Origin of the sequence: Streptomyces sp. JL2001, from assembly GCF_050917515.1 — a bacterium.
GTDB lineage: Bacteria > Actinomycetota > Actinomycetes > Streptomycetales > Streptomycetaceae > Streptomyces.
The window spans coordinates 5,962,856-5,983,873 of the sequence record NZ_CP169421.1 but is presented as its reverse complement, the minus strand read 5'-3'; the positions used below and the strand labels follow the sequence as shown (position 1 = coordinate 5,983,873).

The window sequence follows — 21,018 nt, the reverse complement described above, 5'->3', positions numbered from 1 at the left end:
ACCCGAAGAATATTCACATGACGGGCCCCTCCCCGACCGCGAGGATGTCGCCATGCCCCGCCCTCATGGATTCAGCTACGAACGACGCGCGGACGGCACCGTCGTCCTCACCCACCAGGGACGCGCCGCGGGCACCCTGCGCGGCAGCCGTGCGGAGAAGTTCCTGGCGGAGGTGACGTCGGGGGACGCCCAGCTGGTGATGGCCCGCTGGACCGGCTCGTACAGGTTCGGCAACGAACGCACGGCCCGCAACCACCCGCGTCACCAGGGTGGCCGAAGGTAAGGGAACGGCAAAGCCGCCTCGCTCGTTACCCCTGGCATGACCGCTATGACCCCCGGCTCGAACATCCCTCTCTCCGTCGCGCGCGTGGCGGTGGACGTCGCCGCCCCGGTGCGGGTCGACGTCTCGGGCCTGCTGCTCAACGCCGACGGCAAGGTGCGCTCCGACGACGACTTCATCTTCTACAACCAGCCGGCCGGCCCCGGTGTGACCTACCGCTCCGGCGGCGGCACGGCGCCGGACGCGATCGTCGTGGACACCGGGGCGCTGCCCGCCGGCATCGAGAAGATCGTCGTCACGGCCAGCCCCGACGCCGCGGGCCAGACCTTCCAGGGCGTCGAGCCCACGGCGACCATCCGGAGTGCCGACGACGGCAGCGTGCTCGCCACCTTCACCCCGCCGCAGCTCGGCACGGAGACGGCGCTGGTGGTCGTGGAGATCTACCTCCGCAACGGCGCGTGGAAGGCCCGCGCGGTGGGCCAGGGGTACGCGAACGGGCTGGCCGGCATCGCCACCGACTTCGGCGTCTCGGTCGACGAGGAGCCGGCCGCCGCACCGGCGGCCCCCGCCACCCCGGCGGCCGCCCCGGTGGACCCCCGGATCGCCGCGACGACGCCCTCGCAGCCGGCCGCTCCCCCGGCGGCACCCGCCGCGCCGCCGGCGACCGGCAAGATCAACCTCGACAAGGGCCGGGTCAACCTCCAGAAGAACCAGACGGTCTCCCTGGTCAAGGGCGGCCGGCCGCTGCTCTCCCAGGTCAAGATGGGTCTCGGCTGGGAGCCCGCCTACCGCGGCAAGGACATCGACCTGGACGCCTCGGTCATCGCCTACGGCCCCCAGCGCAACCACCTGGACAGCTGCTACTTCGGCAAGCTGTCCATCCTGAACGGCTCCGTCAAGCACTCCGGCGACAACCTGACCGGCGAGGGCGCGGGGGACGACGAGGTGATCGTCGTCGACCTCGGCAGGCTCCCGGCGGACGCCACCGGCCTGGTCTTCACGGTGAACTCCTTCTCCGGGCAGAAGTTCACCGAGGTGGCCAAGGCCTACTGCCGCCTGCTGGACGCGGCGACCGGCGAGGAGCTGGTCCGCTTCGACCTGACGACCGCCGAGCCGCAGACGGGCGTCATGATGGCCAAGCTCATCAAGCAGTTCTCCGGCGAGTGGGAGATGACGGCGATGGGCGAGTTCGTGAAGTCCCGCACGGTCCGCGGCATGGTGAAGCCGGCCGCGCAGGCGCTGTAGGGCACCCCTGGCACGAAGGAGCCCGCCGGTGCGACCGGCGGGCTCCCTCACGTGCGCCGGGGCCGTCGAGGAGCCGACGGCACTCCGGCGGGTCCGCTGTCAGCCGCGGGGCTGGCGGCGCCAGGGGCCGGTGACGGCGACCATGATCCCCGGGTCCTGGATGTTGGCGAAGAGCGTGTCGCCGTCGGGCGAGAAGACGACGCCGGTGAACTCGCTGTCGTTCAGGTCGTTGCGGGCGATCGGGTAGGTACGGCCCCGTTCGGTGGCGCCGAACAGGTGCGAGACGCCCTCGCCGTCCTCGGCGATGACCAGGCCCCCGTACGGGGAGACGGTGATGTTGTCCGGGCCGTCGAAGGCGCCGTCCTGCGACGGGTCGGGGTTCACGCCCAGCAGCACCTGGAGGGTGAGGGTGCGGCGCTTCGGGTCGTAGAACCAGACCTGGCCGTCGTGCGGGGTGCCGGGGCTCTCGTCACGGGCGTACGAGGAGACGACGTACGCGCCCCCGTCGGCCCACCACATCCCCTCCAGCTTGCGGGCACGGGTGACCTCGCCGGCGGCGAACTGCTCGCGCACGGCGACGGTGCGGGCGTCGCGGTCGGGAACGTCCACCCAGTCGACGCCGTAGACCGTGCCGATCCGGGTGGCGCGCGAGAGGTCGTCGACGAACCGGCCCGCGGCGTCGAAGCACCGGGGCGCCTGGAGGACGCCCGCGTCGTCGGCGAGGGTGGCCAGCCGGCCCCGCCCGTGGCGGAAGCCCTTCGGCGGGACCCAGCGGAAGAGGAGGCCGTTGGGCTTGGCCGCGTCCTCGGTGAGGTAGGCGTGGCCGTGCCGGGGGTCGATGACGACGGCCTCGTGGTCGTAGCGGCCGAAGGCCTTGATCGGCTGCGGGTCGCGGTTGGCGCCGCGGTCGTGGGGGTCGACCTCGAAGACGTAGCCGTGGTCCTTGGTCATGCCGTTCTGGCCGGCCCGGTCGGAGTTCTCCTCGCAGGTGAGCCAGGTGCCCCACGGCGTACGGCCGCCGGCGCAGTTGGTGGAGGTGCCGGCGATGCCGACCCACTCGGCGACGCTGCCGTCACGGTGCACCTCGACGACCGTGCAGCCGCCGGCCGCGGCGGGGTCGTAGACGAGGCCCTCGGCCAGCGGGACGGGGTACGTCCACTTGGAGCGGGGGCCCTTGAGCTCGTGGTTGTTGACGAGCAGGGTGACGCCGCGGCGGCCCTCGAAGGTCGCGGTCCCGTCGTGGTTGGACGGGGTGGGCTCACCGGACTCCAGCGTGGTGACACCGCTGCGGGTGATGACGCGGTAGGTGAAGCCGGCGGGCAGCGCGAGGATCCCCCGCGGGTCGTCGACGAGCTCCCCGTAGCCGAGCCGGTGCCCGTGGCCGCGGCCGTGACCGTGCCGGTCGTCGTCCTCGGCGGCGAGCGCCTCGGGGGCGGTGGCCAGCGCGCCGACGGCGCCGGTGAGGGCCAGACCCGCGCCGGTGGCGGCGGACCTCCTGGCGAATTCTCTGCGGTTGAGGGGCATGGCGTTTTCGTCTCCCTGGGTCGCCCGGTGTCGGGGCACACGGTCCCGCCCGCGTATAAACGGGGGTTGAACAGAGAGGCGACCCATGATGAACCTGCCCCACTCCGGCCGACGCGTCCTCGTCAGCGGGGCGTCCCGGGGACTCGGCCGCGCCGTGGCCCGGGCGTTCGCGGCCAACGGCGACCGGGTCGCCGTCCACTTCGGTTCCCGGGCGGACGAGGCCCGCGAGACCCTCGACTCCCTGGAGGGCAGCGGCCACGTCCTGACCGGCGGGGACCTCTCCGATCCGGCGGGCGCCGCCGCCGTGGCGGACGCGGCGGCGGAAGCCCTCGGCGGCATCGACGTGCTGGTGAACAACGCCGCCGTGAACATCCGCCATCCGCTGCCGGAGACCCCGTACGAGGAGTGGGTGGAGCTCTGGCGGCAGCACGTGGCGGTGAACCTGCTGGCCACGGCGAATCTCAGCCACCTGGCGGCACGGCGCATGATCGACCGGGGCGCGGGCGGACGGATCGTCAACATCGGCTCCCGCGGCGCCTTCCGGGGCGAGCCCGACCACCCGGCCTACGGCGCGACGAAGGCCGCCGTCCACGCGCTGGGCCAGTCGCTCGCGGTCTCACTGGCCCCGTACGGCATCGGCGTCGCCTCGGTGGCCCCCGGCTTCTTCGCCACGGAACGCGTCGCCGACCGCCTCACGGGCCCGGAGGGGCCCGGGATCCTCGCCCAGAGCCCGTTCCACCGCGTCGGCACGGCCGAGGAGATCGCCGCGGCGGTCCTCTGGCTGGCCTCGCCCGAGGCGGAGTGGTCCTCCGGCACGATCCTGGACCTCAACGGCGCCTCGCACCTGCGGACCTGAGGCCCGCCCCGGGGCGACGGACCACGGATCCGACGCTCGGCGACGGGCGGCGGATCCGGACCCGAGCGGCGGACGGCGGTCCGTCCCGTCGGGGCCGCCCGAGGATCCCCGCCCGGGACGGCGCCGTCCGCCCGGAGGGGCCCGGCTCAGGCCCCCGAGCGGGACCGCGCCTTGAACGCGGCCTTCCGCGCCTCCTTCGCCGCACGCTTGTCGCGGTGCAGGCGGCCCATCGCCTCCAGGACCTCCGCCGTCGCCGGGTGGTCCACCCGCCACGCCGCCTCGAAGAAGCCGCTGTGCCGGCCCGTCAGGCCCTCGATCAGGTCCTGGAGCTCCTCCAGGTCGCCGTCCGCGTCGAGTTGCGCCGCGATCGTGTCGACGGCCAGCCAGAAGATCATCGACTCCGGGGGCGCCGGGATGTCCGCCGCGCCGCGCTCCGCCAGCCAGACCCTCGCCAGGCCCCCGAGCCGGGCGTCGTCCAGCACCTCGCGCACCGCCGGCTCCGCGTCGGGCCCGACCAGGGCCAGCGCCTGCTGGCAGTGCAGCCGCCGCAGCGGCGAGCCGGGGTCGGCGCCCCGGGCCGCGTCGAGCAGTTCGCGGGCCGCGGTCACCGCGTCCCGGCCGTCCAGCCAGAGCAGGGTCTCGGCGCGGGCCGCCGGCTCGGGGTAGAACGCGAGCCCGTCGAGCAGGACGTCCGCGCCCTTGTCCGTCAGGTCGCCGACCGCCGGCGCGTCCACACCGGCCTCCAGCATCCGGGCCCGCACGCCGTAGAGGCCGAGCGGCGTCAGCCGGACCATGCCGTAGCGGGTGACGTCCTCGTCGTCCACCGTCGGCGCGGGCTCCTCGCCCTCCTCCGCCATCAGCGCCTCGTCGACGGGCTGGTACACGACCAGGCCGATGGGTTCGAGCAGCCGGAACTGGTCGTCGAGGCGCATCATCGCCTCCGAGACCTGCTCCAGGACGTCGTCCGTCGGCTCTCCCATGTCGTCCGGGACGATCATCGAGGCGGCCAGCGCCGGCAGCGGTACGGCGCCCTCGCCCACCCCGCCCTCGCTGACGGTCAGCAGGTAGAGGTTGCCGAGCACCCCCTCCAGGAACTCCGCCTCCGCCTCCGGGTTCCAGTCGAGCAGGTCGAAGTCGATCCGGCCGTCCTCGCCGACGACCTCCGCCAGGTCGTCGAGCACGGGCGCGGTGGCGTCGGCGAACACCGCGTCCAGGCCGTCCAGCCAGATGCCGAGGATGTCGCGCGGCGTCCCTCCGGTGACGAGGGCGAGGTTCTCGCCCGTGGACACCGCACCCGCCTCGTCGTCGTCCTCGCCGTCCTCGCCGTCCTCGACCTCCACGAGTCCGGTGTCGACCGCGAGGCGCCAGGCCTCGCTCGCACAGGCCCGGCCGTCCTCGTCCGCCGTGAGGCCCAACGCCTCCGCGGCCGCGGGCAGTTGCTCGTCGACGAGTTCGCCGCCCGCGCCGACCCGGGTCTCGGGCCCGGCCCAGCGGGCGAGCCGCACAGCGCGGGCGAGGAGAGGGGTGACCAGGGCGTCCCGCGCCAGCTCCGCGTCCGAATGCAGCCGAACCGGGGGCAGGGTGGGGCGATCCGATGCCATCTGGGGTCTTCTCCTCGGAAAGGTACGTGGGGCCAGGGCGGCTTTCAGCGTAGACGCATTTGGACCGGGGCCAGGCGGTTCACCGATCCGTCAGCCTTCGTACACCCGTCGACTCTTGACAAGTCCCCCGCTCTCACAAGAGATTGACGCGCGTAGATTCCATCGACCGATCCTCCAAGCGCCTCCGGAGAACCTTGATGCCTTCCTCCATACCGAGATCGGCGGCCGTGGCCGCCGTCGTGTCCGCCGCACTCGCCGCCGGCCTGCTCGCCGGCGCGGGCGGCGCAGCCGCCGAGGACAGTGCCACCGCCGCCGGCGTCCGCATCCACGACATCCAGGGCACCACCCGCGTCTCGCCCCTCGTGGGCCGGCAGGTCACGGGCGTCACGGGCGTCGTCACCGGCGTCCGTACCTACGGCTCGCGCGGCTTCTGGATCCAGGACCCGCAGGCCGACGACGACCCGGCCACCAGCGAGGGCCTCTTCGTCTTCACCAGCTCCGTCCCGACCGTCGCCGTCGGCGACGCGGTGAGCGTGAACGGCACCGTCGGGGAGTACGTGCCCGGCGGCCTGAGCTCGGGCAACCAGTCCCTCACCCAGCTCGCGAAGCCGGCCGTCACCGTGGTCTCCTCCGGCAACCCGGTCCCGGCCCCGGTCACCATCTCCGGCTTCTCCGTGCCGGACGAGTACACCCCCGAGGGCGACCCGGCCGCGGGCGGTTCCATCAACGGCCTGACGCTCGACCCCGAGTCGTACGCCCTGGACTACTACGAGTCCCTGGAGGGCACCAACGTCCGGGTGGGGACCTCGCGGGTGGTCGGTGCCACCGACCCGTACTCCGAGCTCTGGGTGACCGTGAAGCCCTGGGAGAACGCCAACCGCCGCGGCGGCACGGTCTACGGCGCGTACGACGCCCAGAACGGCGGCCGCCTCCAGATCCAGTCGCTGACCCCGGTCGCGCAGCAGCCCTTCCCCAAGGCGAACGTCGGCGACGTGCTCGCCGGGACGACCGAGGGACCGCTGGACTTCAACCAGTTCGGCGGCTACACGCTGACCGCCCGCACCCTGGGCAAGGTCGTCGACCGCGGCCTGGAGCCCGAGACCACGGACCGCCAGCACAAGAACGAGCTGGCCGTGGCGACGTACAACGTCGAGAACCTGGACCCGTCCGACCCGCAGGAGAAGTTCGACGCCCTGGCCGCGGCCGTGGTGGACAACCTCGCCTCGCCCGACATCGTCGCCCTGGAGGAGATCCAGGACGACAACGGCGCCAAGAACGACGGCACGGTCTCGGCCGAGCAGACGCTGAAGAAGTTCACGGACGCCATCGTGGCGGCCGGCGGACCGGCGTACGCGTGGCGTTCGGTGGACCCGGAGAACAACAAGGACGGCGGCGAGCCCGGCGGCAACATCCGTCAGGTCTTCCTCTTCAACCCCGAGCGGGTCTCCTTCACCGACCGCGCGGGCGGCGACGCGACCACCGCCACCGCCGTGGCCCGCGGCGAGAAGGGCGGCGCCGCGCTGACCCTCTCGCCCGGCCGGATCGACCCGGCGAACACCGCCTGGGAGGCCAGCCGCAAGCCGCTCGCGGGCGAGTTCACCTTCCGCGGCCGCACGGTCTTCGTGATCGCCAACCACTTCGGGTCCAAGGGCGGCGACGAGGGCATCACCTCGCACCACCAGCCGCCGGTCCGCTCCTCCGAGGCCAAGCGCCTCCTCCAGGCGCAGGCCGTCAACGCGTTCGTCAAGGACGTCCTCGCGGTCGACAAGCAGGCCGACGTGCTGGTCCTCGGCGACATCAACGACTTCGAGTTCTCCGGGACCACGAAGGCACTGACGGACGGCGGGGCGCTCTTCCCCGCGGTGAAGTCGCTGCCGTGCAGCGAGCGGTACTCGTACGTCTACCAGGGCAACAGCCAGGTTCTCGACCAGATCCTGACCAGCCCCGGGGTGCACCACTTCGAGTACGACAGCGTCCACATCAACGCGGAGTTCGCGGACCAGAACAGCGACCACGACCCGCAGGTGCTGCGCTTCCGCCCGTAGGCACCCTCCCGCCACCCGTCCGGGCCCGGGCCCGGACGGGTGGCGGCGTGTCCGGGGACCCGGCCCTCCGGGACCGGCACCGGGGCCCCGCAGCCGTCGTGGCAGACTCCGGGCCATGCCGCTTCGCCCCGCCACCCGCGCCGAACTGCCCGCCGTCCTCGCCCTGCTGGCCGACGAGGAGAAGGTTTCCGACCCCGCTTCGATGGTCGTCACCGAGGCGTACGAGCGGGCGTTCGCCGACATCGAGGCCGACCCGCGCAACGAGGTGCTGGTGCTCGTGGACGAGGACGGGACGGTCGTGGGCTGCCTGCAGGCCACCTACATCCCGGGGCTCGGCAAGGGCGGCGCCGAGCGGGCCCTGTTCGAGGCGGTCCGGATCAGGGCCGACCGGCGGGGCGGCGGCCTGGGGCGGGAGCTGATGGGCCGGGCGGTGGAGCGGGCCCGCGCCCGCGGCTGCGCGCTCGTACAGCTGACCAGCTCCACACGGCGGACGGAGGCCCACCGCTTCTACGCCTCCCTCGGCTTCGCGCGCAGCCACGACGGGTTCAAGCTGTTCCTGTAGGCGGGGCTCGCGGACGGCCGGCGCCGGGCACACTTCAGAGCTGCTGGCGTCTCACCCCAAGCAGATCTAAGTGGACCTTCGCGGGCGGCTCCGCCCAGACTTCCCGGATGAGCACTGAACGCCCCTTCGGCCGCGCGCTGTGCGCGATGATCACGCCTTTCACCCCCGCCGGCGCGCTCGATCTCGACCGGGCCCGCGAGCTCGCCGTCCGTCTCGTCTCCGAGGGCTGCGACGGTCTCGTCCTCAGCGGCACGACGGGCGAGTCGCCGACCACGACGGACGCCGAGAAGGCGGCGCTGGTCAGGGCCGTCCGTGCGGCCGTCGGACCGGGGCCCTCGGTCGTCGCGGGGGTCGGCACCGCCGACACCCGGCACACCGTCGCGCTGGCCGAGCAGGCCGCGGAGGCGGGCGCGGACGGACTGCTGGTCGTCACCCCGTACTACAGCCGTCCCCCGCAGGCCGCGGTGGAGGCGCACTTCCTCAGGGTGGCGGACGCGACGGACCTGCCGGTGATGCTCTACGACATCCCGGGCCGCACCGGCACCCGCATCGAGCCGGAGACCCTGACGCGTCTGGCCGGCCACTCGAGGATCGTCGCCGTCAAGGACTGCGCCGACGACCTGCCGGCCTCCGCCCGGATCATCGCGAGCACCCCGCTCGCGTACTACTCGGGGAGCGAGGAGCTGAACCTGCCGCTGTACGCGGTGGGCGGTGCGGGGTACGTCAGCACCGTGGCCAACGTGGCGCCGGGCCCGATGCGGGCGGTGCTCGACGCCTTCGACAAGGGCGACACGGCGGAGGCGGCCCGGCTCAACGCCCGCACGCTGCCGCTGGTCACGCTGATGATGGCCGCCGGCCTGCCGGGCACGGTGACGGCGAAGGCGCTGCTCGGCGACCACGTCCGGGAACCGCTGCAGCCCGCCGACCGGGAGACGGTCGACAGGCTGCGGGCGGCGTACGAGGAGCTGGTCCGGTCGTGGACGTAGGGCGCCCGGCCTGATCGGCAGGACAGCCCTCCGGGACGGCCCTCACGTGGCGCCGAGGACGGCCACGTGCTCCAGGACGTCCTCCAGGGGGTCGTCGATCTGGCCGGTGGAGACCAGCGAGACCCTCGGGGCGTTGTGGGCGTTCGTGTGGGTCTCGTCCGCCGCGGCGACTCCCGCCGACAGCAGCACGACCGCCGCGGCCAGCGCTCCGGCGGCCCCGGCCGCACGGGCCGCTCCGACCACGGTGGGCCTCGTCTTCATGTCCGGCTCCTCGCCTCGTCCGCTCGTGCGACGTCGTGACTCCGCGTCGCGTTGCTAACGCGGAGTCACCGACATCGGTCACGCTCAGTTGTGGCTGTGCAGGACCTCGTTGAGCCCGCCCCAGACCGCGTTGTTCGGGCGGGCCTCGACGGCGCCGGTCACCGAGTTGCGGCGGAAGAGGATGTTCGAGGCGCCGGACAGGTCACGGGCCTTGACGACCTCGCCGTCGGGCATGGTGACGCGGGTGCCGGCGGTGACGTACAGGCCGGCCTCGACGACGCACTCGTCGCCGAGGGCGATGCCGACGCCCGCCTCGGCGCCGATCAGGCAGCGCTCACCGATGGAGATGACGACGTTGCCGCCGCCGGACAGGGTGCCCATGGTGGAGGCGCCGCCGCCGATGTCGGAACCGTCGCCGACGACGACGCCGGCGGAGATCCGGCCCTCGACCATCGAGGTGCCCAGGGTGCCGGCGTTGAAGTTGACGAAGCCCTCGTGCATGACGGTGGTGCCGGCGGCGAGGTGCGCGCCGAGACGGACACGGTCGGCGTCGGCGATGCGGACACCGGCGGGCGCGACGTAGTCGGTCATCCGCGGGAACTTGTCGATGGAGGTCACCTGGAGGTGCAGGCCCTCGGCGCGGGCGTTCAGCCGGACCTTCTCGACGTCGTCCACGGCGACCGGGCCGAGCGAGGTCCAGGCGACGTTGGCGAGGAGGCCGAACACGCCGTCGAGGCTCTGGCCGTGCGGCTTGACCAGCCGGTGGCTGAGCAGGTGCAGACGCAGGTAGGCGTCGTGGGCGTCGAGCGGCTTCTCGTCGAGCGAGGAGATGACGGTGCGGACGGCGACCACCTCGACGCCACGGCGGGCGTCCACCCCGAGGGCCTTGGCGGCGCCCTCGCCGAGGGCGTCGACGGCGGCGTCGGGGGTGAGTCGCTCGGTGCCGGCGGGGCCGGGCGCGTCGGTCAGCTCGGGGGCCGGGAACCAGGTGTCGAGAACGGTGCCGTCACCGGCGATGGTGGCGAGGCCGGCGGCGACGGCGCCGGTGGTGCGAGGAGCAGTGGTCATGCGGAAAACCTAACGGTCGGCCCCCTGCCCGGGCCAACCGGTCTCAGGTGTCGGGCGAGCCTCCTGGCGGAAAGGCCGAGGCCGCGGGGCCGGACTTGGCGGGTTCTCCGACGACGCGGCGGACGTCCCCTGCCGGGCGTCCGGGGGCGTGCCGCGGCGGCGGGCCGGCCGTCAGTGCGCGCCGCCCAGGTTCAGCACCACGACCCCCGCGACGATCAGGGCGATCCCGGCGAGCTTGGCGGCGCTGACCGACTCGTTCATGAAGAGGATGCCGATCGCGGCGACGGCGGCGGTGCCCACGCCCGACCAGATCGCGTACGCGGTGCCGATCTGGAGGGTCTTGAGGGTTTGGGCCAGCAGGCCGAAGGCCACCAGGTATCCCACGACCGTGATCGCCGAGGGCCAGAACCTGGAGAAGCCCTCGCTGTACTTCATCGCCGTCGTCCCGACGATCTCGGCCGCGATGGCCCCCGCGAGCAATCCGTATCCCATGGACCGAAGGTATCCAAACTCGTGTGCGACCGTGCGCCTCGGCTGCCGCTACCGTGTCCCGCATGACGCACTACTCGGGGCCGTACGGATACGGCTACCCTCCGCCGCCTCCGCCGCCGAAGCCCGGCGTGATACCCCTGGCGCCGCTCCGCTTCGGCGAGATCCTGACCGGCGCCTTCACCACGTTCGGCCGCTACTGGAAGCCCCTGGTCGGTGTCGCGGTGGCCGCCTTCGGCGCCGCCACGGTGCTGGTCGTCGCCGCCCTCGGCATCGCCTACGCGGCGGTCGGCGACCACCTGACCCGGATCATCGACCTCCCGTCCGGACAGGACCCGTCCTGGGACGACGGCCGGCCGCTGCTCGTGGCGTTCGGCTGTGTCTGGCTCTTCGCCATGGTGGCCCTGGTCGTGGCGAGCGGCGTCGTGTACGCGGCCTGCCCGGCCGTGCTCCAGGAGGCGGTCCTGGGCCGCCCCACGACCTTCGGCCGGGTCTGGAGCCGGGCCTGGTCGCGGATGCCGGCCGTTCTGGGGACCGTCTTCCTGACCATGCTGCTCATGCTGGTCCCGTTCGCCCTCTTCGCGCTGGCGATGGTGGGCCTGGTCCTCGCCTTCGTCGCCGCGGCGACGGAGTCGGGCGACGCCTCCTTCGCCCTGCCCCTGTTCGCCCTGCTCGCCCTGCTGGCGCTCGCCCCGCTCACGACCTGGCTGTGGGTGAAGCTCAGCCTGGCGCCGGCGGCCGCGGTGTTCGAGGACCAGCGTGCGATGGCCGCGATGCGCCGCTCGTGGCAGCTGGTCACCGGTTCCTGGTGGCGGATCTTCGGCGCCCTGCTGGTGGCGGGGATCATCGCCTCGGTCGTCAACTTCGCGCTGCAGCAGGTGTTCGGCGCGATCGCCTCGATCCCGACGGCGTTCCCCGCCGACGACGGCACGGGCCCGGAGTCCTTCACCGAGGTCCTCGCGCTGCTCGGCCCCGGCCTGGTGATCGCCGCGATCGGGTCGCTCGCCGGGCAGATCCTCTCGTCGGTGCTGCCGCCGCTGGTGGCGGGGCTGGTCTACGTCGACCAGCGCATCCGCAAGGAGAACCTCGCGCCGGCCCTCGTCCAGGCCGCCGGGGCCCCGCCGTTCAGTCCGTGAGCGACCGCTTCGGCCGCAGCACGCAGAACTCGTTGCCCTCCGGGTCGGCGAGGACGACCCAGGTCGCGTCCTCGCCCTGCCCGACATCGATCCGCCGGGCCCCGAGCGCGATGATCCGCTCGACCTCCGCGTCCCGGTCGTCGGGCGAGAGATCGATGTGCAGACGGTTCTTGACGGTCTTGGACTCCCGCACCGGCAGGAAGCACATCCCCGGAAAGGCGTGCTCGTCGGCGCCGATGACGATCTCGTCGTCCGCCTCGAAGAGCACCTTCCAGTCCAGCACCTCGGCCCAGAAGCGGGCCTGAGCGGGAAGGTCGTGGGCGTCGACGGCGAGGTGGTACATGCGAACGGCCATGCCCGCCAGTATGCCTGGCGGGCATGGCCGTACGTGTGCGAGCCGCGGACGCGGCACCGTGCGGATCAGACGTTGAAACCGAGCGCGCGCAGCTGCTCGCGGCCGTCGTCCGTGATCTTGTCCGGGCCCCACGGCGGCATCCAGACCCAGTTGATCTTCAGTTCGCTGGCGAGGCCGTCGGTGGCGGCCTTCGCCTGGTCCTCGATCACGTCGGTCAGCGGGCAGGCCGCCGACGTCAGGGTCATGTCCAGCGTGACGACGTTGGAGTCGTCGATGTGGATGCCGTAGATCAGGCCGAGGTTGACCACGTCGATGCCCAGCTCGGGGTCGACGACGTCGTACAGCGCCTCGCGGATCTCTTCCTCGGAGGCCGGCTTCATCGTGGCCTCAGCGTTCTCGGTCATGCCGACTTCCTCGCAGACTCTTGTTCCGCTCCGGCCATCGCCTGCGCCGTCGCGTCCTTCCACGCCATCCAGCTGAGCAGCGCGCACTTGACCCGGGCGGGGTACTTGGAGACGCCCGCGAACGCGACCGCGTCCTCCAGGACCTCCTCCATCGCGTCGTCCGGCTCGATCTGGCCCTTGGACTGCATCAGCTCCAGGAACGTGCCCTGGATCTTCTGCGCCTCGGCCAGCTCCTTGCCGACGAGCAGCTCGTTCAGCACCGAGGCCGAGGCCTGGCTGATCGAACACCCCTGACCCTCGTACGAGACGTCCTCGATGCGCGAACCGTCGTACTTCACCCGGAGCGTGATCTCGTCACCGCACGTCGGGTTGACGTGGTGCACCTCGGCGTCGCCGTCCCGCAAGCCCCGGCCGTGCGGGTGCTTGTAGTGGTCCAGGATGACGTCCTGGTACATCGAATCCAGCTTCACGACCAACCCCTACCCGAAGAAGTTCCGTACGTGCTCCAGACCCGCGACGAGGGCGTCGACCTCGGCCGGTGTGGAGTACAGATAGAACGACGCCCGCGTGGTCGCAGGAATTCCGTAGCGCAGGCAGACCGGCCGGGCGCAGTGGTGCCCGACCCGGACCGCGATGCCCTCCTCGTCGAGGACCTGGCCCACGTCGTGCGGGTGGATGTCGCCGAGCGTGAAGGAGATCGCGGCGCCGCGGTCCTCGGCCGTGGTGGGGCCGATGATCCGCAGGTCCGGCACCTCCTGGAGCCGGCGGACGGCGTACTCGGTGATCGCGTGCTCGTGGCGCGCGATGTTCTCCATGCCGATCGCCGAGAGGTAGTCCACGGCCGCGCCGAGGCCGACGGCCTGGGCGATCGGGGGCGTACCCGCCTCGAACTTGTGCGGGGCCGGCGCGTAGGTCGAGGAGTGCATCGAGACGGTCTCGATCATCTCGCCGCCGCCGAGGAACGGAGGCAGGTCCTCCAGGAGCTCCTGCCGTCCCCACAGCACGCCGATGCCGGTCGGGCCGCACATCTTGTGACCGGTGAAGGCCACGAAGTCGGCCTGCAGCGCCTGCACGTCGAGCACCATGTGCGGGGCCGCCTGCGAGGCGTCGATGCAGACCAGCGCACCGACCTCCTGGGCACGGCGGATGATCGTCTCCACCGGGTTGATCGTGCCCATGAGGTTCGAGACCAGCGTGAACGAGACGATCTTGGTCTTCTCGGTGATGACCTCTTCGATGTTGGAGAGGTCGAGACGGCCGTCGTCGGTGAGGCCGAACCACTTCAGCTTCGCGCCGGTCCGCTGCGAGAGCAGCTGCCACGGCACGATGTTGGAGTGGTGCTCCATCTCCGTGATGGCGATCTCGGTCTCGTGGTCCACGCGGTAGGGCTCGTCGGCCCATCCGAGCATGTTGGCCACGAGGTTGAGCGACTCGGAGGCGTTCTTGGTGAAGATCACCTCGTCGCGGCTCGGCGCGTTGATGAAGGCCGCGACCTTGTCACGGGAGCCTTCGTAGAGCGCCGTCGCCTCCTCGGCGACCGTGTAGACGCCGCGGTGGACGTTGGCGTTGTGGCGCTCGTAGTACGTGTTGAGCGCGTCGAGGACCTGCCGCGGCTTCTGCGAGGTCGCCGCGGAGTCGAGGTACACGATCTTCTTGCCGTCGTGGACCACGCGATCCAGGAGCGGGAAGTCCTTGCGGATCGCCTCGGTGTCGAGGAGGCCGGAGAGCCCCTGATGGGCAGAAGTCACGCGGACGCGCCACCCTTCACGTACTTGTCGTAGCCCTCGTTCTCCAGCTGGTCGGCGAGCTCGGCGCCGCCGGACTCGGCGATGCGACCGTTCGCGAAGACGTGCACGAAGTCGGGCTTGATGTAGCGGAGGATCCGCGTGTAGTGCGTGATCAGCAGCGTGCCGACCTCGCCGGTCTCGCGGACGCGGTTGACGCCCTCGGAGACGATGCGCAGCGCGTCGACGTCCAGGCCGGAGTCGGTCTCGTCGAGGATCGCGATCTTCGGCTTGAGCAGCTCGAGCTGGAGGATCTCGTGGCGCTTCTTCTCACCGCCGGAGAAGCCCTCGTTGACGTTGCGCTCGGCGAAGGCGGGGTCCATCTGGAGCTGCTCCATGGCCCCCTTCACCTCCTTCACCCAGGTGCGCAGCTTGGGGGCCTCGCCGCGGACGGCGGTGGCGGAGGTGCGCAGGAAGTTGGAGACCGAGACGCCGGGGACCTCGACCGGGTACTGCATGGCCAGGAAGACACCGGCGCGGGCGCGCTCGTCGACCGACATCTCCAGGACGTCCTCACCGTCGAGGGTGACGGTGCCGCTGGTGATCGTGTACTTCGGGTGGCCGGCGAGGGAGTACGCCAGGGTCGACTTGCCGGAGCCGTTGGGGCCCATGACGGCGTGGGTCTCGCCCTGCTTGATGGTCAGGTCGACGCCCTTGAGGATCTCGCGGGGGCCGTTCTCCGCCTCGACGGAGACGTGCAGGTCGTGGATTTCAAGCGTTGCCATGGGTGACTCAGGACTCCTGGGTGACGGAGACGAGCACATCGTCCCCTTCGATCTTTACGGGGTATACGGGGACGGGGCGCGTCGCGGGAAGGCCGGACGGCTTGCCGGTGCGGAGGTCGAAGCTGGATCCGTGCAGCCAGCACTCGATGGCGCAGTCCTCGACCTCGCCCTCCGAGAGGGAGACGTTCGCGTGCGAGCAGATGTCGTTGATCGCGAACACCTCGCCCTCGGTCTGCACGACCGACACCGGCGTGCCGTCGACCTCGACCCGCTTCGGGGTGTCGGCCTCCAGCTCGCTCAGTGTGCAGACTCGGACGAAGGCCATCAGACGGAAGCCTCCAGCTCGGCCTCGATCTTCGCGATCAGGCGCTCCTGGACGTCGGGCAGACCGATCTGCTGGACCAGCTCGGCGAAGAAGCCGCGGACGACGAGGCGGCGGGCCTCGGTCTCCGGGATGCCGCGGGCCATCAGGTAGAAGAGCTGCTCGTCGTCGAAGCGGCCGGTGGCCGAGGCGTGGCCGGCGCCGGTGATCTCGCCGGTCTCGATCTCCAGGTTCGGCACGGAGTCGACCCGGGCGCCGTCCGTCAGGACCAGGTTCCGGTTCAGCTCGTAGGTGTCGGTGCCCTCGGCCGCGGCCTGGATGAGCACGTCACCGATCCAGACGGCGTGCGCGTCCTGGCCCTGCAGCGCGCCCTTGTAGGCCACGTTGGACTTGCAGTGCGGAGTGTTGTGGTCGACCAGCAGGCGGTGCTCCTGGTGCTGGCCGGCGTCGGTGAAGTACAGACCGAAGAGCTCGGCCTCGCCGCCGGGGGCGGCGTACTGCACGCGCGGGTGGATGCGGACGACGTCGCCGCCGAACGTGACGACGACCGACTTGAAGGAGGCGTCCCGGCCGACCAGCGCGTTCTGCTGGGCGACGTGGACGGCCTTCTCGTCCCAGTCCTGCACGGAGACGACCGTCAGCTTGGCCCCGTCGCCGAGGAGGTAGTCGACGTTGGCGGCGAGCACCGCGTCGCCGGTGTGGTCGATGACCACGACGGCCTCGGCGAAGGCGCCGAGCTCGATCACCTGGTGGCCGAAGGCGGTGCCGCCCTGGCCGTGCACGGAGATCCGGATGGGCTCGGTGAGGACGGCCTCCTTGGCGACGGTGACGACCGAGGCCTTCTCGAAGGAGGAGAACGCCTGGGCGGCGACCCGGTCGACCGGCGTGCCGGCCTTGCCCAGGCGCGCGTCGTCACGGCCGACCGTCTCCACGGTGACGCCCTCGGGGGCCTCGATCTCGACCTTGACGCCCTCGCCGGTCGCGGTCGCGGTGCCGTCGTGCAGACCCCGCAGGCGCTCCAGCGGGGTGAACCGCCACTCCTCCTCGCGGCCGTGCGGGACGGGGAAGTCCGCGACGTCGAAGGACGGGGGCGCGCTCATGCGCGTGGCGACGGTGGACTCGGCGGCCACCGCGATCGAGCCGGCGGTGGTGGAGCCCGCCGGGATGTTCTGAGCCTCAGCCATGGCTGTCGTCTTGCTCTCTTCCTGCCTCGTCGTACGCGCCCGCCGGGTGCCGGCGGCCGGTCCGGCCGGGCACCCTGAGGTGCCGGCCGGGAACCTGCCGCCGTGCGGCGGGCTCGCGGGGCTCAGCGACTGAGCCCGGGTCGTTTGGTGTGGTCCGCGGGGGCGTCAGCCCACCGCGCCTTCCATCTGGAGCTCGATCAGCCGGTTGAGCTCGAGGGCGTACTCCATCGGCAGCTCCTTGGCGATGGGCTCGACGAAGCCGCGCACGATCATCGCCATCGCCTCGAACTCGGTCAGACCGCGGCTCATCAGGTAGAAGAGCTGGTCCTCGGAGACCTTGGAGACGGTGGCCTCGTGACCCATGGAGACGTCGTCCTCGCGGACGTCGACGTAGGGGTACGTGTCCGAGCGGGAGATGGTGTCGACGAGCAGCGCGTCGCACAGCACGTTCGACTTGGCGCCGGGGGCACCCTCGCCGATCTCGATGAGACCGCGGTAGGAGGTGCGGCCGCCGCCTCGCGCCACCGACTTGGAGACGATGTTCGAGGAGGTGTTCGGGGCCATGTGGACCATCTTGGCGCCGGCGTCCTGGTGCTGGCCCTCGCCCGCGAAGGCGATGGACAGGGTCTCGCCCTTGGCGTGCTCGCCCATCAGGTAGACGGCCGGGTACTTCATGGTGACCTTGGAGCCGATGTTGCCGTCGACCCACTCCATGGTCGCGCCCTCGTAGGCCACGGCGCGCTTGGTGACCAGGTTGTAGACGTTGTTCGACCAGTTCTGGATCGTCGTGTAGCGGCAGCGGCCGCCCTTCTTCACGATGATCTCGACGACCGCCGAGTGCAGCGAGTCGGAGGAGTAGATCGGGGCGGTGCAGCCCTCGACGTAGTGGACGTAGGCGTCCTCGTCGACGACGATCAGCGTCCGCTCGAACTGGCCCATGTTCTCCGTGTTGATGCGGAAGTAGGCCTGCAGTGGGATCTCGACGTGCACGCCCTTCGGCACGTAGATGAACGAGCCGCCGGACCACACGGCCGTGTTCAGCGAGGCGAACTTGTTGTCGCCGACCGGGATGACCGTGCCGAAGTACTCCCTGAAGAGTTCCTCGTGCTCCTTCAGCGCGGTGTCGGTGTCGACGAAGACGACGCCCTGCTCCTCCAGGTCCTCGCGGATCTGGTGGTAGACGACCTCGGACTCGTACTGGGCGGCGACACCGGCGACGAGGCGCTGCTTCTCCGCCTCGGGGATGCCGAGCTTGTCGTACGTGTTCTTGATGTCCTCCGGCAGGTCCTCCCAGGACTCCGCCTGCTTCTCGGTGGACCGCACGAAGTACTTGATGTTGTCGAAGTCGATGCCCGACAGGTCGGAGCCCCAGCTCGGCATGGGCTTCTTGTCGAAGAGGCGCAGACCCTTCAGCCGCAGCTTCAGCATCCACTCCGGCTCGTTCTTCTTCTCGGAGATGTCGCGGACGACAGCCTCGGAGAGGCCGCGCTTGGCGACGGCACCGGCCGCGTCCGAGTCGGCCCAGCCGTACTCGTACCGACCCAGGCCCTCGAGCTCGGGGTGGCTGATCTCGGTGGTCATGCGGGGTTCCTCCCGGCCGTACTTGCGGATGCTGATGATGGGTTGGTCTGTGGGGCGCCGTGCGGGATGAACGTCGTGCAGACGCCGTCACCATGCGCGATGGTGGCCAGACGCTGTACATGTGTTCCCAGGAGGCGGGAGAAGATCTCCGTCTCCGCCTCGCACAGCTGGGGATACTGCTCGGCGACATGGGCGACCGGGCAGTGGTGCTGGCAGAGCTGCTCGCCGACCGGCGCGTTCCGCGCAGTGGCAGCGTACCCGTCCGCACTCAGGGCCTTGGCCAGAGCCTCGGCGCGCTCGGCGGGCTCCGCCGACTCGACGGCCTCGCGGTAGGCCTCGGCCTGCGCCTCGAAGCGGTCCCGGGCGAAGGCGGCGACGGCCGCCTCTCCCCCGGCGTTCCGCTCGATCCAGCGGAGGGCCTCGACGGCCAGCGTGTCGTAGGACTGGTCGAAGGCGTCCCGGCCGCAGTCGGTGAGCGCGAAGACCTTCGCGGGGCGGCCCCGGGTCCGGGCGCCGTAGACCCTCTTCTCGCGCGCTTCGACGACGTTGTCCCCGACCAGCGAGTCGAGGTGGCGGCGGACGGCGGCCTGGGTGAGGCCGAGCCGCTGGGCCAGATCGGCGACGGTGGAGGGCCCGTGGTCCAGGATGGAGCGCGCGACCCGGTTGCGCGTGGCACCGGTCGCGAGTTCCTCCACTGGGGCCTCGCCGACGTATTTCACAACGCCATTGTTGCGTAATTCCTCGGAGAGTGACAAGCGACGTCCACGACGGAGGCGGTGCCGTACATCACTCAGGTAAGGCTTACCTGACCTGCGTAAACGATCATTCGTAGGACGAATGAGGCGCCCGGTGGACGGAGTGCCCGCCACCCCTCTCTAGACTTCCGGCATGCGATACGAGTCCGTCGTCCAGGTCCGGGGCCTGGTCAAGCGGTACGGAACCAAGACCGCCGTCGACGGCCTCGACCTCGACGTCCGGGCGGGCACCGTGACCGCCGTCCTCGGGCCCAACGGGGCCGGCAAGACCACCACGATCGAGACCTGCGAGGGCTACCGGAAGGCCGACGCCGGCACCGTCCGCGTCCTCGGCCTCGACCCGGTCGCCGACGCCGCCGAGCTGCGCCCCCGGATCGGGGTCATGCTCCAGTCCGGCGGCGTCTACTCCGGCGCCCGCGCGGACGAGATGCTGCGCCACATGGCCCGGCTCCACGCCCGTCCGCTGGATGTGGACGCCCTGATCGAGCGCCTCGGCCTCGGCTCCTGCGGCCGGACCACCTACCGGCGGCTCTCCGGCGGCCAGCAGCAGCGCCTGGCGCTCGCCATCGCCGTCGTCGGCCGCCCCGAACTGGTCTTCCTGGACGAGCCCACCGCCGGCCTCGACCCGCAGGCCCGCCGGGCGACCTGGGAACTCGTCCGCGAACTGCGCGCCGACGGCGTCACGGTCGTCCTCACGACCCACTTCATGGACGAGGCCGAGGAGCTCGCCGACGACGTCGCCATCGTCGACGCCGGCAGGGTGGCCGCCCAGGGCAGCCCCGAGCAGCTCTGCCGCGGCGGCGCCGAGAACACCCTGCGCTTCACCGGACGCGCCGGGCTCGACCTCGGCTCGCTCCTCAAGGCACTGCCCGACGGCACGGCCGCGGCCGAGCTGACGCCCGGGGCGTACCGCATCAGCGGCGCCGTCGACCCGCAGCTGCTGGCCACGGTCACGACCTGGTGCGCCCAGCACGGGGTGATGCCCAGCGGCATCTCGGTCGAGCGCCACACCCTCGAAGACGTCTTTCTGGAGCTGACGGGCAAGGAGCTGCGGTCATGAGCACGGGAACCTACGCCCCCCGGCCCGGGGCCGCGCCCATCGGCCGGATGATCGCGGCCCAGACGGCGCTCGAGACGCGGATGCTGCTGCGCAACGGCGAGCAGCTGCTGCTGACCGTGATCATCCCCTCGCTGCTGCTGGTGCTGTTCTCCACCGTCGACGTCGTCGACACGGGTGCCGGGGCGGCCGTCGACTTCCTCGCGCCGGGCGTCCTCGCGCTCGCCGTGATGTCCACCGCCTTCACCGGCCAGGCCATCGCGACCGGCTTCGAGCGCCGCTACGGCGTGCTGAAGCTGCTCGGCGCGTCCCCGCTGCCGCGCTGGGCGCTGATGACCTCCAAGACGCTGTCCGTCCTGGTCACCGAGGTGCTCCAGGTCGTCCTGCTGACCGCGATCGCGCTGGCGCTCGGCTGGTCGCCGCAGGGCGGTCCGTTCTCCGTCCTCCTGCTGCTGGTGCTGGGCACGGCGGCCTTCTCGGGCCTGGGCCTGCTGATGGCGGGCACGCTGCGCGCCGAGGCCACCCTGGCGGCCGCGAACCTGGTGTTCCTGCTGCTCCTGGTGGGCGGCGGGGTGATCGTGCCGCTGGACCGGTTCCCCGACGCGGCCCGGGCCGCCCTGGAGCTGCTGCCGATCTCGGCGCTCTCCGAGGGGCTGCGCGACGTCCTGCAGCACGGCGCGGCGATGCCCTGGGGACAGGCCGGGATCCTCGCGGTGTGGGCGGTACTGGGCCTGGGCGCGGCAGCGCGGTTCTTCCGCTGGGAGTAGTCGGAGGGTGACGTTCGGGGACATTCCTTCC

At 71.6% G+C, this 21,018-nt stretch carries 23 protein-coding genes; 9 read left to right on the top strand and 14 right to left on the bottom strand.

Annotation, left to right across the window (positions count from 1 at the left end; all coding sequences use genetic code 11):
• Positions 1-52: 52 nt before the first annotated feature.
• Together ACE1OA_RS26695 and ACE1OA_RS26690 are read left to right on the top strand one after the other, a co-directional pair.
• Complete coding sequence (locus tag ACE1OA_RS26695; RefSeq protein ID WP_356605655.1) at positions 53-283, top strand: hypothetical protein; 231 nt, start codon at positions 53-55, stop codon at positions 281-283.
• A gap of 36 nt (positions 284-319) precedes the next feature.
• Positions 320-1,525, top strand: coding sequence for a TerD family protein (locus ACE1OA_RS26690; protein ID WP_432753498.1), 1,206 nt, complete (start codon positions 320-322; stop codon positions 1,523-1,525).
• 99 nt (positions 1,526-1,624) lie between these two features.
• Here the strand turns inward: ACE1OA_RS26690 and ACE1OA_RS26685 are convergent, their stop codons facing one another.
• The gene (locus ACE1OA_RS26685; RefSeq protein WP_386542004.1) at positions 1,625-3,049 is read right to left on the bottom strand and encodes an alkaline phosphatase PhoX; all 1,425 of its coding nucleotides are present in this window, start codon (positions 3,047-3,049) and stop codon (positions 1,625-1,627) included.
• Between the two features lie 88 nt (positions 3,050-3,137).
• Between ACE1OA_RS26685 and ACE1OA_RS26680 the strand changes: the two genes are divergently transcribed.
• Positions 3,138-3,905: an SDR family NAD(P)-dependent oxidoreductase gene (locus ACE1OA_RS26680; RefSeq protein WP_356605710.1), complete on the top strand. Its 768-nt coding sequence runs from the start codon at positions 3,138-3,140 to the stop codon at positions 3,903-3,905.
• A 146-nt stretch (positions 3,906-4,051) separates the two neighbouring features.
• On the opposite strand, the gene ACE1OA_RS26675 is transcribed toward ACE1OA_RS26680, so the two are convergent.
• The gene (locus ACE1OA_RS26675) at positions 4,052-5,506 is read right to left on the bottom strand and encodes a hypothetical protein (RefSeq protein WP_432753497.1); all 1,455 of its coding nucleotides are present in this window, start codon (positions 5,504-5,506) and stop codon (positions 4,052-4,054) included.
• 197 nt (positions 5,507-5,703) lie between these two features.
• On the opposite strand from ACE1OA_RS26675, the gene ACE1OA_RS26670 reads away from it, so the two are divergent.
• The 3 genes from ACE1OA_RS26670 (at position 5,704) to dapA (ending at position 9,099) form a co-directional block, all read left to right on the top strand.
• A complete protein-coding gene (locus ACE1OA_RS26670) occupies positions 5,704-7,551 on the top strand; it encodes an endonuclease/exonuclease/phosphatase family protein (protein WP_356605663.1) in 1,848 nt (615 codons plus the stop codon).
• A 115-nt stretch (positions 7,552-7,666) separates the two neighbouring features.
• Entirely contained in the window at positions 7,667-8,113 is a 447-nt protein-coding gene (locus tag ACE1OA_RS26665) for a GNAT family N-acetyltransferase (RefSeq protein ID WP_356605665.1), read from the top strand.
• A gap of 107 nt (positions 8,114-8,220) precedes the next feature.
• Positions 8,221-9,099 (top strand): 4-hydroxy-tetrahydrodipicolinate synthase, encoded by an 879-nt coding sequence (gene dapA / locus ACE1OA_RS26660; RefSeq protein ID WP_386542011.1) that lies wholly within the window; start codon positions 8,221-8,223, stop codon positions 9,097-9,099.
• A 42-nt stretch (positions 9,100-9,141) separates the two neighbouring features.
• Here the strand turns inward: dapA and ACE1OA_RS26655 are convergent, their stop codons facing one another.
• The 3 genes from ACE1OA_RS26655 to ACE1OA_RS26645 all read right to left on the bottom strand — a co-directional run bounded on the left by ACE1OA_RS26655 (position 9,142) and on the right by ACE1OA_RS26645 (position 10,920).
• Entirely contained in the window at positions 9,142-9,360 is a 219-nt protein-coding gene (locus ACE1OA_RS26655) for a hypothetical protein (protein ID WP_386542013.1), read from the bottom strand.
• Positions 9,361-9,444: 84 nt separating this feature from the next.
• A complete protein-coding gene (gene dapD, locus ACE1OA_RS26650; protein ID WP_147977458.1) occupies positions 9,445-10,428 on the bottom strand; it encodes a 2,3,4,5-tetrahydropyridine-2,6-dicarboxylate N-succinyltransferase in 984 nt (327 codons plus the stop codon).
• A 171-nt stretch (positions 10,429-10,599) separates the two neighbouring features.
• On the bottom strand, positions 10,600-10,920 hold the full coding sequence (locus ACE1OA_RS26645; RefSeq protein ID WP_356605671.1) for a DMT family transporter: 321 nt from the start codon (positions 10,918-10,920) through the stop codon (positions 10,600-10,602).
• Positions 10,921-10,982: 62 nt separating this feature from the next.
• Here ACE1OA_RS26645 and ACE1OA_RS26640 point away from each other — a divergent pair, with 62 nt between their 5' ends.
• Positions 10,983-12,053, top strand: a complete 1,071-nt coding sequence (locus tag ACE1OA_RS26640; protein WP_356605673.1) for an oxidoreductase — start codon at positions 10,983-10,985, stop codon at positions 12,051-12,053.
• On the opposite strand, the gene ACE1OA_RS26635 is transcribed toward ACE1OA_RS26640, so the two are convergent.
• The 9 genes from ACE1OA_RS26635 to ACE1OA_RS26595 form a co-directional block, all read right to left on the bottom strand.
• Positions 12,043-12,408: a VOC family protein gene (locus ACE1OA_RS26635; RefSeq protein WP_356605675.1), complete on the bottom strand. Its 366-nt coding sequence runs from the start codon at positions 12,406-12,408 to the stop codon at positions 12,043-12,045. The two genes, ACE1OA_RS26640 and ACE1OA_RS26635, sit on opposite strands and share 11 nt — an antisense overlap.
• Positions 12,409-12,473: 65 nt before the next feature.
• Positions 12,474-12,812, bottom strand: a complete 339-nt coding sequence (locus tag ACE1OA_RS26630) for a metal-sulfur cluster assembly factor (protein WP_356605676.1) — start codon at positions 12,810-12,812, stop codon at positions 12,474-12,476.
• Positions 12,809-13,282, bottom strand: coding sequence for a Fe-S cluster assembly sulfur transfer protein SufU (sufU, locus tag ACE1OA_RS26625; protein WP_356605678.1), 474 nt, complete (start codon positions 13,280-13,282; stop codon positions 12,809-12,811). The genes ACE1OA_RS26630 and sufU overlap by 4 nt, the downstream gene beginning before the upstream one ends.
• Positions 13,283-13,291: 9 nt before the next feature.
• Complete coding sequence (locus tag ACE1OA_RS26620; RefSeq protein ID WP_356605680.1) at positions 13,292-14,560, bottom strand: cysteine desulfurase; 1,269 nt, start codon at positions 14,558-14,560, stop codon at positions 13,292-13,294.
• The gene (sufC, locus tag ACE1OA_RS26615; RefSeq protein ID WP_356605682.1) at positions 14,557-15,321 is read right to left on the bottom strand and encodes a Fe-S cluster assembly ATPase SufC; all 765 of its coding nucleotides are present in this window, start codon (positions 15,319-15,321) and stop codon (positions 14,557-14,559) included. Before sufC ends, ACE1OA_RS26620 begins: the two co-directional genes overlap by 4 nt.
• 7 nt (positions 15,322-15,328) lie before the next feature.
• On the bottom strand, positions 15,329-15,646 hold the full coding sequence (locus ACE1OA_RS26610; RefSeq protein WP_356605684.1) for a bifunctional 3-phenylpropionate/cinnamic acid dioxygenase ferredoxin subunit: 318 nt from the start codon (positions 15,644-15,646) through the stop codon (positions 15,329-15,331).
• Positions 15,646-16,827, bottom strand: coding sequence for a Fe-S cluster assembly protein SufD (gene sufD, locus ACE1OA_RS26605; RefSeq protein WP_356605686.1), 1,182 nt, complete (start codon positions 16,825-16,827; stop codon positions 15,646-15,648). The genes ACE1OA_RS26610 and sufD overlap by 1 nt, the downstream gene beginning before the upstream one ends.
• Before the next feature lie 165 nt (positions 16,828-16,992).
• Positions 16,993-18,408, bottom strand: a complete 1,416-nt coding sequence (sufB, locus tag ACE1OA_RS26600; RefSeq protein WP_356605688.1) for a Fe-S cluster assembly protein SufB — start codon at positions 18,406-18,408, stop codon at positions 16,993-16,995.
• Entirely contained in the window at positions 18,405-19,127 is a 723-nt protein-coding gene (locus tag ACE1OA_RS26595; protein ID WP_356605690.1) for a helix-turn-helix transcriptional regulator, read from the bottom strand. The genes sufB and ACE1OA_RS26595 overlap by 4 nt, the downstream gene beginning before the upstream one ends.
• A gap of 169 nt (positions 19,128-19,296) precedes the next feature.
• Between ACE1OA_RS26595 and ACE1OA_RS26590 the strand changes: the two genes are divergently transcribed.
• Both ACE1OA_RS26590 and ACE1OA_RS26585 read left to right on the top strand, forming a co-directional pair.
• Positions 19,297-20,223, top strand: coding sequence for an ABC transporter ATP-binding protein (locus tag ACE1OA_RS26590; protein WP_356605692.1), 927 nt, complete (start codon positions 19,297-19,299; stop codon positions 20,221-20,223).
• Entirely contained in the window at positions 20,220-20,987 is a 768-nt protein-coding gene (locus ACE1OA_RS26585) for an ABC transporter permease (RefSeq protein WP_432753496.1), read from the top strand. The genes ACE1OA_RS26590 and ACE1OA_RS26585 overlap by 4 nt, the downstream gene beginning before the upstream one ends.
• Positions 20,988-21,018: the final 31 nt, after the last annotated feature.

Coding starts and splice junctions, on each gene's coding strand:
- sufD (WP_356605686.1), bottom strand. CDS start 16,827: ATGGCTGAGGCTCAGAACATCCCGGCGGGCTCCACCACCGCCGGCTCG.
- ACE1OA_RS26645 (WP_356605671.1), bottom strand. CDS start 10,920: ATGGGATACGGATTGCTCGCGGGGGCCATCGCGGCCGAGATCGTCGGG.
- dapA (WP_386542011.1), top strand. CDS start 8,221: ATGAGCACTGAACGCCCCTTCGGCCGCGCGCTGTGCGCGATGATCACG.
- ACE1OA_RS26690 (WP_432753498.1), top strand. CDS start 320: ATGACCGCTATGACCCCCGGCTCGAACATCCCTCTCTCCGTCGCGCGC.
- sufB (WP_356605688.1), bottom strand. CDS start 18,408: ATGACCACCGAGATCAGCCACCCCGAGCTCGAGGGCCTGGGTCGGTAC.
- ACE1OA_RS26685 (WP_386542004.1), bottom strand. CDS start 3,049: ATGCCCCTCAACCGCAGAGAATTCGCCAGGAGGTCCGCCGCCACCGGC.
- ACE1OA_RS26630 (WP_356605676.1), bottom strand. CDS start 12,812: ATGACCGAGAACGCTGAGGCCACGATGAAGCCGGCCTCCGAGGAAGAG.
- dapD (WP_147977458.1), bottom strand. CDS start 10,428: ATGACCACTGCTCCTCGCACCACCGGCGCCGTCGCCGCCGGCCTCGCC.
- ACE1OA_RS26640 (WP_356605673.1), top strand. CDS start 10,983: ATGACGCACTACTCGGGGCCGTACGGATACGGCTACCCTCCGCCGCCT.
- sufC (WP_356605682.1), bottom strand. CDS start 15,321: ATGGCAACGCTTGAAATCCACGACCTGCACGTCTCCGTCGAGGCGGAG.
- ACE1OA_RS26585 (WP_432753496.1), top strand. CDS start 20,220: ATGAGCACGGGAACCTACGCCCCCCGGCCCGGGGCCGCGCCCATCGGC.
- ACE1OA_RS26635 (WP_356605675.1), bottom strand. CDS start 12,408: ATGGCCGTTCGCATGTACCACCTCGCCGTCGACGCCCACGACCTTCCC.
- ACE1OA_RS26670 (WP_356605663.1), top strand. CDS start 5,704: ATGCCTTCCTCCATACCGAGATCGGCGGCCGTGGCCGCCGTCGTGTCC.
- ACE1OA_RS26655 (WP_386542013.1), bottom strand. CDS start 9,360: ATGAAGACGAGGCCCACCGTGGTCGGAGCGGCCCGTGCGGCCGGGGCC.
- ACE1OA_RS26665 (WP_356605665.1), top strand. CDS start 7,667: ATGCCGCTTCGCCCCGCCACCCGCGCCGAACTGCCCGCCGTCCTCGCC.
- ACE1OA_RS26695 (WP_356605655.1), top strand. CDS start 53: ATGCCCCGCCCTCATGGATTCAGCTACGAACGACGCGCGGACGGCACC.
- ACE1OA_RS26590 (WP_356605692.1), top strand. CDS start 19,297: ATGCGATACGAGTCCGTCGTCCAGGTCCGGGGCCTGGTCAAGCGGTAC.
- ACE1OA_RS26610 (WP_356605684.1), bottom strand. CDS start 15,646: ATGGCCTTCGTCCGAGTCTGCACACTGAGCGAGCTGGAGGCCGACACC.
- ACE1OA_RS26675 (WP_432753497.1), bottom strand. CDS start 5,506: ATGGCATCGGATCGCCCCACCCTGCCCCCGGTTCGGCTGCATTCGGAC.
- ACE1OA_RS26680 (WP_356605710.1), top strand. CDS start 3,138: ATGAACCTGCCCCACTCCGGCCGACGCGTCCTCGTCAGCGGGGCGTCC.